This is a genomic window from Acidocella sp. MX-AZ02 (genome assembly GCF_000306035.1).
Taxonomy (GTDB): Bacteria; Pseudomonadota; Alphaproteobacteria; order Acetobacterales; family Acetobacteraceae; genus Acidocella; species Acidocella facilis.
In genome coordinates, this window is record NZ_JH976208.1 from 167,914 (window position 1) to 184,372 (window position 16,459).

The 16,459-nt window shown below is 66.0% G+C and carries 14 protein-coding genes; 5 read left to right on the plus strand and 9 right to left on the minus strand.

The features are described from left to right. Nucleotides 1–235 (minus strand): NAD(P)-binding protein (locus MXAZACID_RS19305; RefSeq protein ID WP_008493967.1); only part of this gene is annotated, 235 nt, incomplete at its 3' end. Between the two features lie 170 nt (nt 236–405). Between MXAZACID_RS19305 and MXAZACID_RS09025 the strand changes: the two genes are divergently transcribed. Then, nucleotides 406–897: an Lrp/AsnC family transcriptional regulator gene (locus MXAZACID_RS09025; protein ID WP_008493969.1), complete on the plus strand. Its 492-nt coding sequence runs from the start codon at nt 406–408 to the stop codon at nt 895–897. Further along, on the plus strand, nt 890–1,801 hold the full coding sequence (locus tag MXAZACID_RS09030) for a cytochrome c oxidase assembly protein (protein ID WP_008493970.1): 912 nt from the start codon (nt 890–892) through the stop codon (nt 1,799–1,801). Before MXAZACID_RS09025 ends, MXAZACID_RS09030 begins: the two co-directional genes overlap by 8 nt. Before the next feature lie 145 nt (nt 1,802–1,946). On the opposite strand, the gene MXAZACID_RS09035 is transcribed toward MXAZACID_RS09030, so the two are convergent. From MXAZACID_RS09035 to lptF, 6 genes are all read right to left on the minus strand, one after another. Then, on the minus strand, nt 1,947–2,720 hold the full coding sequence (locus MXAZACID_RS09035) for a DeoR/GlpR family DNA-binding transcription regulator (protein ID WP_008493971.1): 774 nt from the start codon (nt 2,718–2,720) through the stop codon (nt 1,947–1,949). 147 nt (nt 2,721–2,867) lie between these two features. Continuing rightward, nucleotides 2,868–3,446, minus strand: coding sequence for a YqaA family protein (locus MXAZACID_RS09040; RefSeq protein WP_008493972.1), 579 nt, complete (start codon nt 3,444–3,446; stop codon nt 2,868–2,870). A 6-nt stretch (nt 3,447–3,452) separates the two neighbouring features. Continuing rightward, entirely contained in the window at nt 3,453–4,748 is a 1,296-nt protein-coding gene (locus MXAZACID_RS09045) for a peptidylprolyl isomerase (protein ID WP_008493973.1), read from the minus strand. Continuing rightward, nucleotides 4,745–6,994 carry an LPS-assembly protein LptD gene (locus MXAZACID_RS09050; RefSeq protein WP_008493974.1) on the minus strand — a complete coding sequence of 750 codons (2,250 nt, stop codon included), beginning with the start codon at nt 6,992–6,994 and terminating at the stop codon, nt 4,745–4,747. Before MXAZACID_RS09050 ends, MXAZACID_RS09045 begins: the two co-directional genes overlap by 4 nt. A gap of 3 nt (nt 6,995–6,997) precedes the next feature. Next, on the minus strand, nt 6,998–8,110 hold the full coding sequence (gene lptG, locus MXAZACID_RS09055) for an LPS export ABC transporter permease LptG (RefSeq protein ID WP_008493975.1): 1,113 nt from the start codon (nt 8,108–8,110) through the stop codon (nt 6,998–7,000). Next, a complete protein-coding gene (lptF, locus tag MXAZACID_RS09060; RefSeq protein WP_008493976.1) occupies nt 8,107–9,213 on the minus strand; it encodes an LPS export ABC transporter permease LptF in 1,107 nt (368 codons plus the stop codon). The genes lptG and lptF overlap by 4 nt, the downstream gene beginning before the upstream one ends. Before the next feature lie 244 nt (nt 9,214–9,457). On the opposite strand from lptF, the gene MXAZACID_RS09065 reads away from it, so the two are divergent. Together MXAZACID_RS09065 and purF are read left to right on the plus strand one after the other, a co-directional pair. Next, nucleotides 9,458–10,777 (plus strand): aspartate aminotransferase family protein, encoded by a 1,320-nt coding sequence (locus MXAZACID_RS09065; RefSeq protein WP_008493977.1) that lies wholly within the window; start codon nt 9,458–9,460, stop codon nt 10,775–10,777. A gap of 96 nt (nt 10,778–10,873) precedes the next feature. After that, nucleotides 10,874–12,325 (plus strand): amidophosphoribosyltransferase, encoded by a 1,452-nt coding sequence (purF, locus tag MXAZACID_RS09070; protein WP_008493978.1) that lies wholly within the window; start codon nt 10,874–10,876, stop codon nt 12,323–12,325. A gap of 60 nt (nt 12,326–12,385) precedes the next feature. Here the strand turns inward: purF and MXAZACID_RS09075 are convergent, their stop codons facing one another. Beyond that, nucleotides 12,386–14,035, minus strand: a complete 1,650-nt coding sequence (locus tag MXAZACID_RS09075; protein WP_008493979.1) for a methyl-accepting chemotaxis protein — start codon at nt 14,033–14,035, stop codon at nt 12,386–12,388. Nucleotides 14,036–14,173: 138 nt separating this feature from the next. Here MXAZACID_RS09075 and MXAZACID_RS09080 point away from each other — a divergent pair, with 138 nt between their 5' ends. After that, nucleotides 14,174–15,235, plus strand: coding sequence for a glycosyltransferase family 4 protein (locus MXAZACID_RS09080; protein ID WP_008493980.1), 1,062 nt, complete (start codon nt 14,174–14,176; stop codon nt 15,233–15,235). Here MXAZACID_RS09080 and MXAZACID_RS09085 read toward each other — a convergent pair. Then, nucleotides 15,144–16,370, minus strand: coding sequence for an O-antigen ligase (locus tag MXAZACID_RS09085; RefSeq protein WP_008493981.1), 1,227 nt, complete (start codon nt 16,368–16,370; stop codon nt 15,144–15,146). The genes MXAZACID_RS09080 and MXAZACID_RS09085 overlap by 92 nt on opposite strands. Nucleotides 16,371–16,459 lie beyond the last annotated feature (89 nt).

A 16,459-nucleotide genomic window follows, 5' to 3' on the forward strand; every position in this document is an offset into this window, starting at 1 on the left:
CGCGCCGGGCGCGCAGCCGGGTTGGCCCGTCCGGCGCCGCGATCTCCAGCCCACCGTTGGGATCCAGGGCCCGCACCTCATGCCCCAGCCGCAACTCTACCCCTGGCAGAGGCCGCGGCAGGGCCACCGCGCCACGGCGCTCCAGCAGCAGGATCCGCCGCACCCCGCGCGCCTGCAGCCGCTGCGCCGCCGCGACTCCGGCCTCTCCGGCGCCGATGATGGCGGCGTCGATCATCGGCTTTGCGCGCTTTGTGTCATCATGCCCATGCCGCCATCAGGGCCCGGTTTGCCGCGCGGCGTCAACCAAGCGGCGGATTTCCGCCCGGCATTGGTTGAAAAGCGAAACTGCCCATGGCCAAATAGATGAACGCAATTATATTGCGTGAAACCTGACCCGGATTATGCATGCAGACCGAGACCGACGCCCTCATCCTCGATGAAATCGACCGCAAGATCCTCGCGGAATTGCAGGAGGATGGGCGCATGACCAATGTCGAGCTGGCCAGGCGGGCCGGCATCTCGCCCCCGCCCTGCCTGCGCCGGGTGCGCCGGCTGGAGGAGGCCGGCTATATCAAAGGCTACCATGCCGACACCGACGGCCATAAGCTGGGCTGGCAGATCGCCTTCTTCGTCGTCGTCGGGCTGGAGAGCCAGAAACTTTCGGTGCTGGAGGCGTTCGAGGCATTCGTCGCCGGCTGGCCGGAGGTGCGCGAGTGCCACATGATCCGCGGCGGCGGGGATTTCCTGCTGAAACTGGTGGCGCGGGATGCGGCGCATGAAAACCAGCTGACCCAGCGCCTGACCAACGCCCCCACCGTGGCCCGGGTGCAGACGCTGCAGACCATCCGCACCAGCCGCGCCCTCTCCGGCGTGCCGATGGACCGGCTGCATGGCTGAGGCGGGGCTCATCCTCCTCACGCTGCTGGTGGGGGGGATGTGCGCCTATATCCCGGCCGAGCTGCCGTTTCTGCTGCCCTTCGTCTTCAACCCGATCGTCTTTCTCGGCTGCCTGCTGCTTGGCCTCTGGTACTGGCGCGGGCTGCGCCGGCTGGCGGAAACGCCCGGGCGCGTGCGGCAGGGGTTTTTCTGGCTGGGGCTGCTCGGCACTTGGTTCGTGCTGCAGACGCATTTCGAATATCTCGCCCAGCATATGTTCTTCCTCAACCGCGCCCAGGCGCTGATGCTGGGGATGATCGCGCCTTTCTGCGCCGGCATTTCCTGGCCGGGGGCGGTGCTGGCGGCGGGCGCGCCGGGCTGGGTTGTGGCCGCCGCGCGCCGGCTCTGGCGGCCTTTGCGCCCGCTTACCCACCCGCTGGCGGCGATGGCGGTGTTTCTGCTCAGCGCCGATATCTGGCTGATCCCAGACGTGCATTTCGCCGCGATGATCGACCCGTTTCTGTATGGGGTGATGAATCTCTCCTGCCTCGCCGGCGGGGTGCTGTTCTGGATGGTGGTGCTGGACCCGCGCCCGCAGCCGCCTTGCCGGTTCTCTTACCTCACCCGGGCGGGCACCGGGTTTTTCGTGATGTTTCCGCAAATCGCCATCGGCGCCTATATCGCGCTGACCGGGCGGGATCTGTTCTCCTTCTATGAGCTGTGCGGGCGGCTGTTCCCGACCATCTCTTCCGCCCATGACCAGATGCTGGGCGGGATCATCGAATGGATCCCCTCGGGCATGATGAATGTGGCGGCGCTGATCATCACGCTGAATGCGCTGCGGCTGGCGGAGATGAAGCTGGATGCGACGATCGAGGCGCCGAAGGGGGCGAAGATCTATGAGGCGAAATGGACCGGGCGCTGAGATAAAATAAAAATTTTGGGGCTATCCCAGATAAGTGTCAGGCTTCTACCTTCAACGCCTTGAAGGGCCGTGATAATGGCCAGATGAATGAAGATCTGGAACAGCCCCAAAGTTCTTTGGTGCCGCTTTTTTTCACATATGGCTCCTAACCGGTTTCCGCCGTCACCAGCAGCCGGACATTATGGCTGTTCAGGCTGCTCGCCAGATTTTCGGGCGGCGTGGCGTCGGTCACCAGCGTGCCGATCTGCGTCCAGCTGGCATAGCGTGTGGCGAATTGCTGGTTGAACTTGCCTTGGTCCGCCACGACGATGGATTTGGCGCTGTGCCCGAGCATGGCGGCGTTCACCGCCGCGGTTTCCGCCAGGGCGTTGTTCGGCCCGTCCTGATCCACGCCGCTGGCGCCGAGAATGACATAGTCGGCATAGAGATTTTGCAGAAAGACGATGGCATGGCCGCCGAACACGCAGGCTTCCGCGGCATGATAGAGGCCGGGGATCAGCATCACCTCGATCGAGCTGTTGCTGGCAAGCGCCGCGGCGACGCCGCAGGAATGGGTGGTGACCATGATATTGTCGAGCCGCGCGGCAATTTCGCGGGCCACATGCTCGACCGTGGCGCCGCTGCCCAGCAGCAGGGAGCGCGCATCCCCCACGAGCCTGGTGGCGGCCTGCGCGATGCGCCGGCGTTCCTGCAGATTGATCAGCTTGCGTTCGGCGATGCCGGGCTCGCTGCCCTGCGGGCGTACCGCGCCGCCATAGGTGCGGTTGAGCAGCCCGGCCTCGGTCAGCTCATCCAGATCCCGGCGAATGGTTTCGGTTGAGACCTGCAAGGACGATGCCAACTCGGCCACGCGCAGGCTGGGAGCTTGGCCGAGCGCGTCGAGAATCTTGGCTTGCCGGTCTCGCTTCTCCTGCCTCATTCCATCACTCGCTGAGATTGCGTGTTAGTATGATTGCTGAGTCGGAATTATGCAAATATTGGAATTACAATAAATTTCCCTGGCTCTTGTTAGGCCGTCTCAATAATTAAGACGAGCTGGGGGAAAATACCCAAATCCCTCATCGGATCACGCGAATTTGAGAATTAAAAAACCGCCAACAAGGATGATCGCGAACAGGGCCGTTAACAATCCGAGCCGTTTTTCAATGAAAACCCGTGCTGGATCGCCGAACAGGCGCAGCAGAATCGCCTCCAGAAAGAAGCGGACGCCGCGCGTGATCAGGCTCAGCCCCATGAACAGCCAGAAATTGAACTTCGCCGCTCCGGCGGCGATGGTGACGATTTTATAGGGAATCGGCGTGAGACCTTTCACCAGAATGATCGCCGCCCCGTAGGTGGCGAATTTCTGCTGAAAGGCCGCGAAGGCGGCATCGTAATGGTAGAAATGAATGATCGGCTGCGCCAGCTTGACGAACAGCGCATAGCCCAGCGCATAGCCGATGGCGCCGCCCAGCACGCTGCCCAGCGTCGCGATCGCGGCGAACAGCAGGGCCCGGCGCGGCTTCGCCAGCGCCATCGGGATCAGCAGCACATCCGGCGGCAACGGGAAAACGCTGGCCTCCGCCATCGCCACCAGAAACAGCCAGAGCGGGGCCAGCGGGCGGGCGCTGAGATCCAGCGCCCAGTCATAAAGCCGACGCAGCATGCCGGATCAGTTGCTCTGCAGGATCACGGAGCGGTGGCGCAGCTGGTCCATCATCTGCTCGGATTCCAGCTGCACCCGCCGGTCCACGATCATGTTGGCGATCTGATCGTCCGGCGGCAGCTGGGCCTTTTCCTGGGTGCGGTTGCAGATCATCACCACCGAGACGCCGGCGGCTTCCACCAGCGGGCGGCTCAGCGTGTTCAGCGGCAGATTGGCGAGAATCTGCTGGAAGGCCGGCGGAGTGACGGTGGCGAGATTGACCGGGCCGGGATTGGCCGGATGCACATTGCCGTAAGACGCATTCAGCGCTTCCACCGCGGCGCAGCTCTTGGCCTGCTGCGCCTTGGCCATGAAGGCGTTGATGAAACTGATCTGCGCCGGGCCAAGCTGGCCGCCGCTGATGGGCTGCGGATATTGCCCATAGGCCTGGCGCATATCCAGGATGGTCTGCAGCGCGTCGCCCTCGTCATGCTTGGCGATCAGCTGCACGATCTCGAAGCCGCCGGGCACGCGGATCGGGTTGGAGATCGCGCCGATGGGCATGATCTTCACCGTCGCCGCCACCTGCGGGTCGAGCTGGCTGAGCTGCACGAAGCCTTCATCGCCGCCGGCGAGGGCGGTTTGTGCCTGGGAGAACTGCGCCGCGACGATCGGGAAGGGCGCGCCCTTATGCAGCTGCGCGATCACGGTGTTGGCGAAAGTCTCGGCCGGGGCCTCGTCGCTGGGGTCGGTGACGGGGATGAAGATTTCGGCGAGATGATATTGGGTGGCGCCAAGGCTGGCCTGCAAGGCGGTCTTCTGTGCCGCCAGGTCGCCGGGGGTGGGCTGCAGCCCTGGGCCCAGCACCTTGTGCAGCACCTGCTGCCAGCCGAGCGAGGTGCGGATCTGCGCCAGCAGGGTGGAATAGGGCACCCCGGCTGCTTCCAGCTTGCTCTGCAGCCCGCCCGGCGCCATGCCGTTGCCCTTCTCGATATTGGAGATGGCGTTTTCCACCTCCTCATCGGAGACATTGATGTTGAGCTTGTCGATCTCCTGCTGCTGCAGGGTCTGGTCGATCAGCTGCTTGGTCACTTGCGGGGCGAGGCGGGCGATGAGATCCGGCGTCGGGTGGATGCCCATGGTCAGGGCCAGCAGCTGGGCGCGCGCGGCGACATCCTGGGTGGTGATGACCTGGCCATTGACCACGGCGGCCATGCCGACGGCACCGGGGGCCGCGATGGGCGCCGGGGCGGGGGCCGGTTGGGCCAAGGCCGGGGCGGTGCAGACCGTGGCGAGAAGAGCGGCGCGGAGCAGGAATTTCATAGGGCGTTGAATCCGACGGTTCCAAGGGTTTTGAAATTGAACTGCAGGAGCACCGCGGTGCTGCCATTGTCCAGGTTGAAAGAGGTGAAGCGCTTATAGAACAGCAGGTTGACGCCGAAACAGTCATTCTGCCAGCCGATATCGGCATTGACGACGTCAAACTTCCCGGTTTTCAGGTTGCGCTGGCCGCCGCCGGAGAGGTTCCATTGGCCGACCTGGCTGGAGACGTTCAGCGTCGCTTCCTGGCGCGGGGTGAAATAGGCGGCGGGCGGGTTCAGCGTGTCCACCTCGCCCAGCACGGTATTGTCGTACAGCGCGTAAGGGTTGGTGCTGGTATAGAGATAGCCGCCGGAGACGCGCAGCCTGGCCGGGCCGACATTCGCGGTGACATCGGTCATCCGGTTGCCCAGGCTCGTATGCGAGAAGCGGCCGCGATAGGTGATGTTGAACCAGCTGGTCGGCGCCACCACGGCGCGGGCGACGATGTCCGAGGCATTGTCGGTCAGGCCGGAGGCGGGGAGATAGACCGAATCCTTGTGGAAGCGGTAGGACTGGCCGATCAGCCCGTCCAGCGTCATGCCGCCGGGCAGATACCAGGCGGCATGCATGGCGTAATCCACCCGCGAGCCGCCTTCCAGCCGGTCGATCCCGGGATAGCGGTTGAGCGCGAACAGGTTGGCGTCCGAGAATTCCAGATCCAGGCTGTCCTCGTTCGGGATGCGGTCATTCTGCGAAATGCCGATATTCGGCGAGGCGACGAGCTGCACGATCGGCTCGATCAGCTGGCTGCCCCAGCGCGCGGTCGGGCGCATCAAGGGCCAACGTAGCATCACCGCGCCGTAAGGCTGGGCGCGGCCAATGCTGGCCTGCTGGTCCTCGCTGTAGTTGGGCTGCTGGTTCAGCTTGTCGGCATTGTAATAGGCGGCGTCCAGCTGCAGCCGCGCGGTGCCGATGATGCCGGCCGGCAAGGTGAAGGGCACGGAATAGGACGGGATGAAGGCGAGGCGGCGGGTATTGGTGCCGACATCGCGCATCACGTTGAAGAAGCTGGTGTCAATCTTCAGCGTGCCGTTCAGCGGACCGCTCGGCGGCGAGACGTAATGATACTGCGCATAGGGCCCGACGATCGGCAGCTCGCTTTGATTCACCGAGGCGACCAGCCCCTGATAGGTCTGCGCATCGATCCGCGCATAGGAGCTGGTGGTGAAGCCCTCCAGGAAGACGTTGCTTTCCAGATAGGAGGCGTTGGGCAGGATCGAGAAATCGTCGAGATATTGCGGGTTGGAGGCGCGGTTGTAGGAGAAGCCGGCGCGCCAGTTCTGGTTCAGATCGAAGGTGCCGTTGGCGAAGACGCTGTCGCCGAATTCGCCGCGATCCTGGCCGCCGGAGAGTTTCACATCGAGATAGCCCTGGTTGAAGGCCTCGCGGAAATGCGCCTTCAGCGCCGGGCCCTGCTTGGTGGCCAGCACCGGGGTGAGGGTGACATCGGCGGTTTTGCCCAGGGTGAGATAATAGGGGATGACCGCGAAGGCGCCGAGCTGCGAGGTGGCGCCGCCGCTGGGGATCAGGAAGCCGCTCTGGCGTTTCACCGAGGGGTCGGGCTCGGACAGATAAGGCAGCCAGAACACCGGGATGCCCTTCATCAGCAGCGTGGCGTCGCGGAACTCGATCATTTTATGTTCGAGGTCGCGGGTGGCGCTGGCGGCGCGGATCGCCCAGGTCGGGGGTGAGCGGGGATCGCTCTTGCAGAGATCGCAGGCGGAATAGACCGGCTTCGACAGCTCATCGAGCTTGGCATCGTAGCGCCGGCCGCCATTGGCGATGATGCGGGCATTCTGCGCCAGCCTTGCGGCCACCGCTTCCATCACCCCGTCCTTCATGTTGTGCGAGAGCACCACATGCTCGGCATAGACGGTATTGCTGCCGTCCGGCTGGGTCAGCACCACATGGCCGTCGGCGGTGACGACATCGGTGGCGCGGTTGATCGTCACCTTGTCGGCATGCAGGGTCTGGTCGTTCTGGATGGCGACGACATGGCCGGTGGCGGTGATAATCTTGCCGGTTTTGTCATAGGACAGGCTGTCGGCGGTGAAGCTCACCGGGGCGTTCTTGTCCCCGGAGGCGGATGAGCCGGTGGCGAGCGTGCCGATGGATTGGGCGAGCGCGGAACCACCGAGGGCCGTGGCGGCGGCGCCGCTCAGAGCGGTGGTGGCGAGCAGGAGCAGAAACTTGCCGGTGCGGGTCATGGTTCAGCCATCTTCCAGATGCAGCAACAAGGCAAGCGCCAAAAACAATCCGGCCAGCGCCGGGGCCCAGGCGGCGAGGCTGACGGGGATGGCGCCGGAGGTGCCGAACTGGTTGGCGACCTCGGAGATCATGAACAGGGCGAATCCGAAACTCACGCCGGAGACCAGCATGGTTCCCGCCCCGCCGCGCCGCGAGGGGCGCATGGAAAATCCCGCCGCGACCAGCGCCATGGTGGCGCAGAGCAGCGGCAGGGCCAGCAACGTCTGGAAGGCCAGCTCATGCTGGGTGGCGGAGAAGCCGGAGCGCTTGAGCAGATGGATGAAGCCCGGCAACGCCCAGAAGGAGAGGGCGTTGGGCGAGGCGAAGCTTTCCTGCACCCGGTTGACGGTGAGGTCCGTGGGGAAATTCATCTCCGCCACCAGCTGCGGGGCCTGGTCGGGTTTCAGCACCGAGACGTTTTTCAGCGCCCAGTTGCCGCTGGAGAGGGTGGCGCTGCGCGCCTCCAGCCGTTCCAGCAGGCTGGTCTGCGGGTCAAGCCGCAGGATCGAGACCTGGTCGGCCGCCAGCTCGCGGCCCTTCAGCGTCACATCGTTCGCGTGCAGCACGGCGATGCCGCCGGGCACCAGCCCGCTATCGGTCTGGCGCACCCAGAGCGAGCCGCCATTCAGCGAAAGCGGGCCGCCGGAGGGTTTCAGATAGGCGTTATAGATCTGCTCGCCGCGCCCATACATCAGCGCTGAAAGCGGGCTGACCAGGGTGGTGCAGACCAGCCCGAGCGCGCAGGCCGCCAGCACCGGGGTGGAGAGGAACTGCCAGGCGGAGATGCCGGCGGCGCGCGCCACCACCAGCTCGGAGGAGCGGGCCAGGCGCCAGAAGGCGTAGATGCCGCCCAGCAGCACCGCGAAGGGCATGATCTGCATCATGCTCCACGGCAATCGCAGCGCTTCGATTTCCAGGATGATACCGAAGCTGGCGGCCGGCGCGGTGGCGGATTCGCGCAGCAGCTCCAGAAAATCGAACAAGGCGACCAGCCCGGTGAGCCCGGCGGTCATCGCCAGCACGGCGGTGGCGAAATGCCGGCCGAAATACCAGGACAGCGTGAGCGGAAACCTCATGCCCGCGGCGCACCCTGGCGCAGCAGCAGATAGAGCGAGACCAGCCCGGGAATGACCGCCCAGACCCAGATCAACGGTAGCAAGGCGAGGTTACGGGCGGCGAGATTGTTCACCCCCAGCCCCAGCGCCACCAGGGCGGTGACGATGACCACGGCGCCGATGATGCGGGTAATGCCGCCATGGCGGCGGAAGGTGCCGCCAAGGGCGGCCACCAGCGCCACCAGCGTATAGCCGAGGGTGGAGAGCGGGGCGGTGAGGCGGCGCTGCGCCTCGACGATCCATTTCGCGCGGTCCCCGGCCTCCATTGTCGCGGGCGGGTGCAGCAGCGCGCCCAGAGGTTCCTCCGCGGCGTCGTTATCCACCGGCCCGCCCGCCCGCGCGGCCTGGGCCAGGGACAGCGTGTTGCGCTCGAAGGTCAGCATGTCCAGCTGGCCGGTCTTCGGGTCGATCTGCTCGCGTGAGCCATTTTCCAGCACCACCACCGGGCCTTGCGCGGTGGTGAGCAGCTCGCCGGTGCGCGCCAGGATGGTCGCCGGGGCGTTGGGGTCGCGGTTATCCTCGATGATGATGCCCTTGAGCCCGCCGGCCGGATCGCGGGATTGCACATAGACCATGATATTCGCCGAAACCGGGGTGAAGACCCCGGGCTCCAGCAGGAAGGCGGCGATCTGGTTGCGGATCTCGTACTGATAGGTGCGGAAGGTGGATAAGGTGGCCGGCACCACGCCCAGGCTCAGCCCATAGCCCAGCAGCGTCACCGCCAGCGCCAGCGCCAGCGCCGGGCGGGCGAGCTTGAGGTCCGACAGGCCGATGCCGCGCATGATGGTCAGTTCACGGTCGCCGGAGAGCCGGACATAGATGAACAGCACCACGATGAAGCAGGTGATCGGCAGGATGGTGGAGAGGAAGCTCGGCACCAGCAGCGCCGTCAGCTTCACGAACACGAACGGGGAAAGCCCGTGGCTGACGATGATCTGGATGAAGCGCAGCGACTGGGTCAGCCAGATCAGCGCCACCAGGCCGGTGGTGACCAGCGCCAGCGCCAGCGCCAGCTGGCTCAGCACATAACGGTCCAGTCGGTGGAGGAAGGGCAAGGCTTGCATCTCGGCTGCATCTCTGGCCGGGCGCGGGGGCAATGGCAAGACTGGGTGTTGCGGTTGGAACATGCCGTGACAAAACAGTCAGGAAACGGCAAAATTTTGCTTTGCACATGCCACAAAAAATCGTTGTATTTACCACAATGCAATAAGGTGGCGAAATAATGTGCTGTGCGGGCACGTCCGCGGTTTATCTGACGGATGGCGGAGTTTGCGGGGTTGTGACAGGTCCAACACTTAAGGTTGCGTTATGGCACGGGTGAAGGCGCTTGCGCGTCCGCGCCTGGCGCCGACGGATGATATGGAGGCGCAGGCCGGCCGCCTCCAGGCCCGGCTGCGCCGCTTCGGCTCCCCCGCCGCCTTGCATTACGACAAGCCGGTGGAGATCGTGCGCGGCGATGGCGCGCTGTTGTTCGATGTCGCCGGCCAGCCTTATCTGGATTTTCACGCCAAGGGCGTGCTGGTCGGGCATGGTAACCCGGATGTCGCCTCCGCCGTGGCGGCGCAGACCGCGCGGCTGAACGTGCAGACCCGTTATCTGCACGATCTGGTCGATGGCTACGCCGAAAGGCTGCTGACGCTGTTTCCCGCGCCGCTGGACAATGTGGTGATGACCAATTCCGGCAGCGAGGCGATGGATCTGGCGCTGCGCACGGCCCGGCTGGTGACCGGCCGGCAGGGGGTCATCGTCACGAGCGGCGCCAGCCATGGACGCACCAGCGCGGCGGCGGAGATCTCGCCGCTCTTCGCGCCGCGCGGCCTGCCGACCTATGTGCGCACCATTCCGGCCCCCAACCTGGCGATGGCCGGCAACCAGAAATTGTCGGCCTGGTTCGCGGCGCAGGTGCGTGAGGCGGCGCAGAGCCTGGCCGCCAGCGGTGCCGGCGTGGCGGCGCTGGTGGTGGACAGCGTTTTCGCCTCCGATGGCGTCTTTACCGATCCGCCGGGCTTTCTGGCCGAGGCGGCGGAGGCGGTGCGGGCTGCCGGCGGCCTGTTCATCGCCGATGAGGGCCGTGCCGGATTTGGCCGCGTGGGCGGCGTCATGTGGGGATTTGCCCGGCATGAGATGGTGCCGGATATCGTCGTGCTCGGCCGCGCCCTGGGCAATGGCTACCCGTCCGGCGCCATGCTCACCCGGCCGGATTATTTGACCCGTGCCGCCGAGGAGGCGCCGTTTTTCGCCAGTTTCGGCGCCAATCCGGTTGCCGCCGCGGCCGGACAGGCGGTGCTGGAGACGATCGCCGAGGAGGGGCTGCTGCGCCATGCCGCCCGCGCCGGGGAGCATCTGCGTCGCGGCCTGAACAGCCTGGCGAAGAGTTTCATGCGCGTCGACATGGTGCGCGGGGCCGGGCTGATTCTGGGCGTGGACATCGCCAATCCGGAAAATGGCGAGCCGGACCCCGCCGGGGCGCGGCAGATCGTCAATATGATGCGGCAGAATTTCGTGCTGCTCGGCATTGGCGGCGTCCACGGGCAGACGTTGAAACTCTGCCCGCCGCTCTGTATCAGCCTGGGGCAGCTGGATCTTTTCCTGGAAAAATTCCGCGCCGTGCTCGCGGCGATGGGCTGAGCCGCACCGGCCGGGGTGCGCCTATGCGTGCCGATGCCTCGACATCTGGCTGTCACATCGCTAGTTGGAGCGCGGGATCAGCAAGGCGGGACTTCTATGATTGACGATGACAAGCCGCATGAGGAGTGCGGCGTTTTCGGCGCCTGGAATGTGGCGGATGCGGCGGCGATCACGGCGCTCGGGCTGCATGCGCTGCAGCATCGCGGCCAGGAGGCGACCGGCATCGTCACCCATGACGGCGTGCGCTTTCATTCGCATAAGGGCCTCGGCCTGGTCGGCGATAATTACGGCGATGCCAAGGTGATGGCGGGGCTGCCCGGGGCGCGCGCCATCGGCCATAACCGCTACGCCACCACCGGCGACACCGTGCTGCGCAATGTGCAGCCTTTGTTCGCGGAATTCGAGTTCGGCGGCTTCGCCGTTGGCCATAACGGCAACCTCACCAACGCGCATACGCTGCGCAAGGCGCTCACCCGCCGGGGCTGCCTGTTCCAGTCCACCATGGACTCGGAAGTGTTCGTGCATCTGATCGCGATTTCGCTCTATGCCAATGTGGTCGACCGGCTGATCGATGCGATCAAGCAGGTGATCGGCGCCTATTCGCTGGTGGCGCTGACCAATGAGCAGCTGATCGGCGTGCGCGACCCGCTGGGCGTGCGCCCGCTGGTGCTGGGCAAGCTCTCCGGCGCGGATGGCAAGCCGGGCTGGGTGCTGGCCTCCGAGAGCTGCGGCCTCGATATCGTCGGCGCCGAGTTCGTGCGCGACATCGACCCCGGCGAGATCGTGCTGATCGATGATAGCGGCGTGCAGAGCATCAAGCCTTTCGCGCCGACCAAGCCGCGCTTCTGCGTGTTTGAATATATCTATTTCGCCCGCCCTGATTCGATCATGGAAGGCAACTCCGTCTATACCGCGCGCAAGAAGATCGGCGCGCAGCTGGCGCTGGAGGCTCCGGCCAAGGCCGATGTGGTGGTGCCGGTGCCCGATTCCGGCGTGCCCTCCGCCATGGGCTTCGCCGAGGCGGCGGGGATTCCCTTTGAACTCGGCATCATCCGCAACCATTATGTCGGTCGCACCTTCATCGAGCCGACGGATCAGATCCGCCATCTTGGCGTGCGGCTCAAACATTCGGCCAACCGTGCCATGATCGAAGGCAAGAGCGTGGTGCTGGTGGATGATTCCATCGTGCGCGGCACCACCAGCCAGAAAATCGTGGCGATGGTGCGCCAGGCCGGGGCGAAGGAGGTGCATATGCGCATCGCCGGCCCGCCGACCACCCATTCCTGCTTCTACGGCATCGACACGCCCGAGCGCGGCAAGCTGCTGGCGGCGCGCAATTCCGTGGAAGAGATGGCCAGGCTGATCGGCGTCGACAGCCTCGCCTTCATCTCCATCGACGGGCTCTACAAGGCGCTGGGCAAGGAAGGCCGCGACCCGGCGGCGCCCGCCTTCTGCGATGCCTGCTTTACCGGCGATTATCCGATCTCGCTGACCGACAATGCCGAGACCCGCGAGGCGCGACCCAGCCTGCTGGCCGAACTCAGCTAGAGCAGCATCCGATCAAACGGATTCGTTTGGTCGGATAACGTTGCTCCCTCGAACAAAAAGCTAGCGCGCATGCGCAAGCTGGCGGCGGGCGGCGGGCGCGGGCGCTGAGAGCTCGAACTGCAGCAGCAGGCCGTTCAGCTGTTTCGCCTGCGCTTCCAGCGTGTGGATCACCGCCGTCGCTTCCTCCACCATGGCGGCATTTTGCTGGGTCACCTGGTCCAGATCGGTCACCGCGCTGCTGACCTCGCGCAGGCTCGCCGCCTGCTGCACGGTTTTGCCGGAAATATCCTGCACCGCCTGGTCGATCTGCTTCACCTCGTCGACGATATGCCCCATCAGCCCGTTCACGTCGCGCACCAGCCTGACGCCGGTTTCCACCTCGGCGCCGGCATTGGCGATCAGCGCCTTGATCTCCTTGGAGGCATCGGCGGAGCGCTGGGCGAGGCTGCGGATTTCGGTGGCGACCACGGCAAAGCCGCGCCCCGCCTCGCCGGCGCGCGCCGCCTCCACCCCGGCATTGAGCGCCAGCAAATTGGTCTGGAAGGCGATTTCATCGATGACCCCGATGATTTCGGTGATCCTGGCGGAGGCGTCTTCGATCCGTTGCATCGCCGCGGTGGCCTGGCGCAGCACCTGGCCGGATTGATCCGCATGATCGCGCGCGCCGGTGGCTAGCCCCTGGGTCTGGGCGACGAAGGCGGCGGTGCTCTGCACCGAGCCGTTGATCTCATTGAGCGCCGCCGCGGTCTGCTCCAGCGTCGCGGCCTGGCGCTCGGTCCGCTGGGATAGATCCTCCGAGGCCTGCATGATCTCCCGGGCCCCGCCGGAGACCTCGTCCGCCCCGGCCTGGATCGCCTGCATGGCCTGCGCGAAGGTTTCGAAGGCCTGATTGAGATCCGCCCGCACGCCCTCGAACGCGGCCGCCAGCCTGGTGGTCACGCGGTGGCCAAGGCGGCCTTTCGCCATGGCCGCCAAGCCTTCGGAGAGGGCGTGCAGCGCTTCACCCTGCGCGGCGGCGGCGCAGCGCTGCTCGTCCTCGGCGAGGCGCCGCTGGTCCTCGTAGCTCTGCCGTTGCTCAACCGCCGCAAGCGTATCGGCGGCGGCCGCCTCATTCAGCCGTCCCAGCAGGGCAAGGCCGCCGGCGAAGCTCGCCGGCATACGGTTTTGCGTGGTCACGCTGGTTTTCAGCACCCCGACATAGAGCACGCCGATCACCTCGCCGGCGGCGAGCAGCGGTTCATAATAGCTGTAATAATCCTGGCCGAGGATCTGCGCCTCGCCCCGATAGGCGATTTTGCGGGTGAATAGCGCCTGATGCGCCGGGCCGGGGGCGAGCCTGGTGCCGATGGCCCGCTGCCCGTTCGGCTGGGTGACATTGGTGGCGATGCGTTCATCGCGCAGGAAAATCGTCGCGGTGCCGCCATGGGCGGCGCGGATGGAATCGACGATCTCGGTATTCCCATGCAGGCAGGTTTCGCCAAAAAACAGCTTGTCGTCCGCCAGCTGGGGCGGGCCGAGCCGGGCCAGGGCGGCGCGCAGAGCATCGATATTGCGGTCCAGCCCAAGCTGGGCGCGCACCGCCGCCTGCCGGGCGGTGGCCTCCGCCACCAGCCTGGAGAGGGCGCGCAGATCATCCCGCCGCTGGCGCCTGCACCACCAAATCCCGGCGGCGAGAGCCAAAAGTTCGAGACAAATCAAAGCGTATAGCATGCAAAGCGGCCCCTTGTTGGGTTTCCAGCTGATTTTAATCGGCGCATGCTAAGCCGCGCTTAACGGAGGGGCGGGATTTGCCCGGCCGTGCCGAACCGGATAACAGCGCCGCATTCATCCCAGAGGCGGGACGCCCAGATGCGCGTGTTACAGATCATGGCCGGCGCCAAGAATGGCGGCGCCGAGCTTTACTCCACCGACATCATGCTCAGCCTGCACGAGGCGGGGCTGGAGCAGCGCATCGTCATGCGCCGCGCGGCGCCGCGCTTCGCTGAGCTGGCGGGGGCGGGGCTTTCGATGGCGCCCGAGGTGCTGGCCGCCCCCCTGCGCCCGCTGCAGCGCCGGCGGCTGGCGCGGCTGATTCGCGATTATCAACCGGACATCATCCATTGCTGGATGCGCCGGGCGGTGAGCCTGGTCGCCCCCGGTGCGGCGCCGGCGATCATCGGCTGGTACGGAGATTATGAGGAGCAGCAAAAGCATTTCTCCGCCTGCACGGATTTCATCGGGGTGACGCAGGATCTGGTCCGCCACGCTTATGCGAGCGGCGCCGCCCCCGGCAGTGCCTTCTACGTGCCGACCTTCCCGTCGGTGGAAGAGGCGGCGCCGATTGCCAAGCAAACCCTCGGCACGCCGCCTGCGCGCAAGGCGCTGCTGATCCTCTCCCGGCTGCATCAGGTGAAGGGGATCGACACGGCCCTGCACGCGCTGGCGCAACTGCCCGATTGCGATCTCTGGATCGCCGGCTCCGGCCCGGAGGAGGCGGCGCTGAAAGCGCTGGCGGCGCGGCTGGGTGTGGCTGAGCGGGTGAAATTCCTGGGTTGGCGGAATGATCGCGGGGCGCTGCTGCGCGGCGCGGATATCTGCCTGCTGCCCTCGCGCTACGAACCCTTCGGCACGGTGATATTGGATGCCTGGTCCACCGCCACCCCGTTCATCGCCTGCGAGTCGGACGGGCCGCGCGCCACCATCCGCAATGGCGAGAACGGCATGATGGTGCCGGCCGACGATCCCGCTTCGCTCGCCGGGGCGATTCGCGCGGTGCTGGACGATCCGGCCTTGCGCGCGCGCATCGCCCAGACCGGCCATGCCGAATATCAGGCCGGTTTCACCCGCGCGGTGGTGACGCAGCGGATGCTGGAGACGTACCAGGCGATTCTGGCCCGGCACGCAGCGCCAGCAGCATCGGCAGCCAGATAATATACCAGAGCGGCGAGGGGCCCTTGATCACCTGGGTCAGGTCCGACAGGCCGGAGACCAGCGGCACGGCGAGCAGCGCCAGCGCCAGGGCGCGCTGAAAGCCGCGCTGCCGGCGCAGCACATGCCGGCAGAGCAGGATCTGGCAGAGCCCGTACAGCGCGAAGCCGACCAGCCCGCTATAGACCAGCAGCGAGAGATAAAGATTATGCGGGCTCGGATAGGCCGGGCAGGCGCCGTGCGGCAAGATCGGCAGCCGGGCGGACGGGCCATAGCCGATCACCGGCTGCGCCAGGAACAGCCCCCAGGCGGTGCGCCAGATGGTGATATGGCAATCCGTGCCGCGGGCCAGGAAATTGCCGATCACCGCTTTCACCCAGACCGGGCGCATCAGCACGACGCCCGCCAGCGCCGCCAGCGCGCAGAGCCCGGCAATGACCAGGGCCCGGAAGGCGCGCCAGCTGCTCAGCCCCAGCATCATCACCCCCATCGCCAGCGAGAGCAAGGCGGTGCGGCTGCCATTCAGCGGCAGATAAACCAGCATCGGCACCAAAGCGGTGGCGTAGAGCCAGCGCCGGGGCCCGGCCTCGGCAACTCGCCCCAGCGTCAGCAGCACGCAGATGACGATGACCGAGGCGCCCCAGACCGGGGTTTTCAGCGCCCCCCAGCCGCCGAGCCGGCCCGTCCAGTGGTCCTGCACCGCGAACAGCGCGATGGAGAGCAGCGCCGTCGGCACCGCGCAAAGGATGAAGGCGCTGACCGCGCGGCGGCGGGCGCTGGCATCCTGGCGGGTGGCGAAGTCGAAACAGAGCAGGAAGGCGAGGGTGCAGAGCGCATTCAGCAGCCAATAGCCATGGCCATCCCCCTGGCCGGAAATATTGCGGTCCCAGGCGATGGTGAGGCTGGACCAGGCCCAGAGGGCGAGCATGGCCAGCAGCGGGCGGTTTGCGGCATCCGGCCGGGCGCCGCGCCAGAGCTGCCAGCCTATGGTGGGCAGGCCGAGGATATAGAAGAAGGTGGACCAGGCGGCATTGCTGGGCAGCAGCAGCCCGGCCGCGAGGGTGAGCGGCAGCGCCAGGCGCGGTGTGAACAGAAAGCCAGGGTGCCAGCGTCGTCTGCCGGCCTCAACAGGGCGCATCGCAGCTTTGGAGGGGAGAGCCATATGCGCATGGCGATGGCGCAGCGATGCGGCAGGTGTCAAGGCCACCCCCGGGGCTGGCGGTTTCG

Coding starts and splice junctions, on each gene's coding strand:
- MXAZACID_RS09075 (WP_008493979.1), bottom strand. CDS start 14,035: ATGCTATACGCTTTGATTTGTCTCGAACTTTTGGCTCTCGCCGCCGGG.
- lptG (WP_008493975.1), bottom strand. CDS start 8,110: ATGAGGTTTCCGCTCACGCTGTCCTGGTATTTCGGCCGGCATTTCGCC.
- MXAZACID_RS09030 (WP_008493970.1), top strand. CDS start 890: ATGGCTGAGGCGGGGCTCATCCTCCTCACGCTGCTGGTGGGGGGGATG.
- MXAZACID_RS09025 (WP_008493969.1), top strand. CDS start 406: ATGCAGACCGAGACCGACGCCCTCATCCTCGATGAAATCGACCGCAAG.
- MXAZACID_RS09035 (WP_008493971.1), bottom strand. CDS start 2,720: ATGAGGCAGGAGAAGCGAGACCGGCAAGCCAAGATTCTCGACGCGCTC.
- MXAZACID_RS09050 (WP_008493974.1), bottom strand. CDS start 6,994: ATGACCCGCACCGGCAAGTTTCTGCTCCTGCTCGCCACCACCGCTCTG.
- MXAZACID_RS09040 (WP_008493972.1), bottom strand. CDS start 3,446: ATGCTGCGTCGGCTTTATGACTGGGCGCTGGATCTCAGCGCCCGCCCG.
- lptF (WP_008493976.1), bottom strand. CDS start 9,213: ATGCAAGCCTTGCCCTTCCTCCACCGACTGGACCGTTATGTGCTGAGC.
- purF (WP_008493978.1), top strand. CDS start 10,874: ATGATTGACGATGACAAGCCGCATGAGGAGTGCGGCGTTTTCGGCGCC.
- MXAZACID_RS09080 (WP_008493980.1), top strand. CDS start 14,174: ATGCGCGTGTTACAGATCATGGCCGGCGCCAAGAATGGCGGCGCCGAG.
- MXAZACID_RS09045 (WP_008493973.1), bottom strand. CDS start 4,748: ATGAAATTCCTGCTCCGCGCCGCTCTTCTCGCCACGGTCTGCACCGCC.
- MXAZACID_RS09085 (WP_008493981.1), bottom strand. CDS start 16,370: ATGCGCCCTGTTGAGGCCGGCAGACGACGCTGGCACCCTGGCTTTCTG.
- MXAZACID_RS09065 (WP_008493977.1), top strand. CDS start 9,458: ATGGCACGGGTGAAGGCGCTTGCGCGTCCGCGCCTGGCGCCGACGGAT.